Origin of the sequence: Coleofasciculus sp. LEGE 07092 (assembly GCF_015207375.1) — a bacterium.
GTDB lineage: Bacteria > Cyanobacteriota > Cyanobacteriia > Cyanobacteriales > Coleofasciculaceae > LEGE-07092.
The window spans coordinates 1-2,083 of record NZ_JADEWY010000269.1 but is presented as its reverse complement, the minus strand read 5'-3'; the positions used below and the strand labels follow the sequence as shown (position 1 = coordinate 2,083).

Sequence of the window (2,083 nt, the reverse complement as noted above, 5' to 3'; positions counted from 1 at the left end):
AACTAATTGAGCGAACTAATACTATTATCACAGGTTCCAATCTCACCCAGGAACAGTGGAAGTTATTGCAAGCAGTAATTAGCGGTACGCCAGTTTTCCGCACCAAACGTTCTACTTCCCCTTACCAGGGGGAGGTTAAACAACCCCAACAAACCCGTGCCAGCGTGCTTGCCCAGGTGCGGCAGCGCTTATCGGAATTTGATATAGAGCAAGAACATATCGCCAAATCTATTCCCTCAGGACCCCAGCGAATTCGGGGAATTGCCGGGTCAGGGAAAACGGTGATGCTGTGTCAGAAAGCAGCACACATGCACCTGAAGCATCCAGAGTGGGATATTGCGTTAGTGTTCTTCAGCCGCAGCTTATACCACCCAATTATCAATCAGTTGGATAAGTGGTTGCGTCGTTTCAGTAGTGGTGAGGTGAGATATGATACCCAGAATTTAAAGTTGCGCGTCCTTCATGCTTGGGGAGCGAAACGGCAACCGGGACTTTATAGTACCCTTTGCCAAGCAGCGGGAGTAAAGCGGCTTACTGTCAGGGATACAGAACGTAAGCGACCGAATGAAGCGTTAGCGGAAGTCTGTTTTTACTTATTACAGGACACATTGCTTCCCCAATTATATAATGCCATCTTAATTGATGAAGGTCAAGACTTAATCGTTGATAACCCGTTGAAATTTGAGGGTAAACAGCCGTTCTATTGGATGGCGTATCAAGCGTTGCGCCCTGTTGACTTGGCACAGCCGGAGCAACGGCGGTTAATTTGGGGCTATGACGAAGCTCAAAGTTTGGAAAGCTTGAATATTCCCAATGCTAGCGAGTTGTTTGGGGAAGAGTTGGGGCATTTGGTGACGGGGCAGTATGCAGGCGGGATTAGAAAGAGTGAAACCATGCACCGTTGCTATCGCACACCTGGGGCAATTCTGACTGCTGCCCATGGTATTGGGATGGGGTTATTGCGGCGGGGGGGAATGCTGACGGGAATTACTCGTACCCAGGATTGGGAAGCGATCGGGTATGAGGTGACGGGGTGTTTTGTTCCAGGTCAACAAATTACCCTGAGACGCCCCAAGGAAAATTCTCCGAATCGGGTGCCGGAGTTGTGGGAGGGTGCGGTGTTGGAGTTTATCGCCTATCGATCGCGCCAGGAAGAGTTAACGGCATTAGCAGATAGCATTTTCTACAATCTCCGCTATGACGGACTCAAACCCAGTCGGGAAATTTTAGTCATTGTTTTAGGGTTGGGGTTGGATGCCATGGGATTGGAAACGACTGTGGCAGAGTTTTTGATGTCCCAGGGAATTGATATTTATATTCCCAGTGCGGTGGATTGCAATATCCTGCAAATTGATAAGGATAATCGCGATCCGAATAAGTTTTGGTGTGAGGGAGGGGTTACGGTATCTCGCATTCACCGGGCGAAGGGGAATGAGGCGGAGATGGTGTATGTGGTGGGGTTGGATCAGGTGGCGAAGGATGAGAGTAATCTGCAATTGCGGAATCAGTTATTTGTGGCGCTAACTCGTGCCAAGGGTTGGGTGAAGTTGAGTGGGGTGGGTTCTTATGGGTTGTATGAGGAGATGTGGCAGGTAATGCAGAGTGGGGATACGTTTACGTTTACCTTTCGGTATCCGCCGCAGCGAGAAATTAGTGTGACGGAAGCGGGGGAAATGCGATCGCGTTATGAGAGTGGGGGGCGAAATTTTCAGAATGCGGATTTAGCTGGGGCGCAGTTAGCGGGGGCAGATTTGCGGAATGCGAATTTAATTGGGGCGATTCTACGGGGTGCAGATTTAAAGAAGGCGCGGTTGGATGGGGCGAAATTAGCGATCGCGGATTTAAGTGGTGCGGATTTGAGTCATGCGAGTTTGCGGAAGGCGAAGTTGGTGGGTGCCAATTTGCAGGAAGCGCGGTTGCAGGGTGCGGATTTGAGTTGGGCGAAGTTGGGGAATGCGGATTTAAGGGGTGCTGTGTTAGTTGGGGCGACGTTGGTGGGTGCGAAGTTGAGTGGTGCGGATTTGGGTGGTGTGGATTTGACGGGGGCGAGTTTGGAAAAGGCGGATTTGAGTGAGGTGAATTG

General features: G+C 50.3%; 1 protein-coding gene. It reads left to right on the top strand.

Annotation, left to right across the window (positions count from 1 at the left end):
• The coding region (locus IQ257_RS29410) for a pentapeptide repeat-containing protein (protein WP_193933503.1) at positions 1-2,083 on the top strand (2,083 nt) is incomplete at both ends.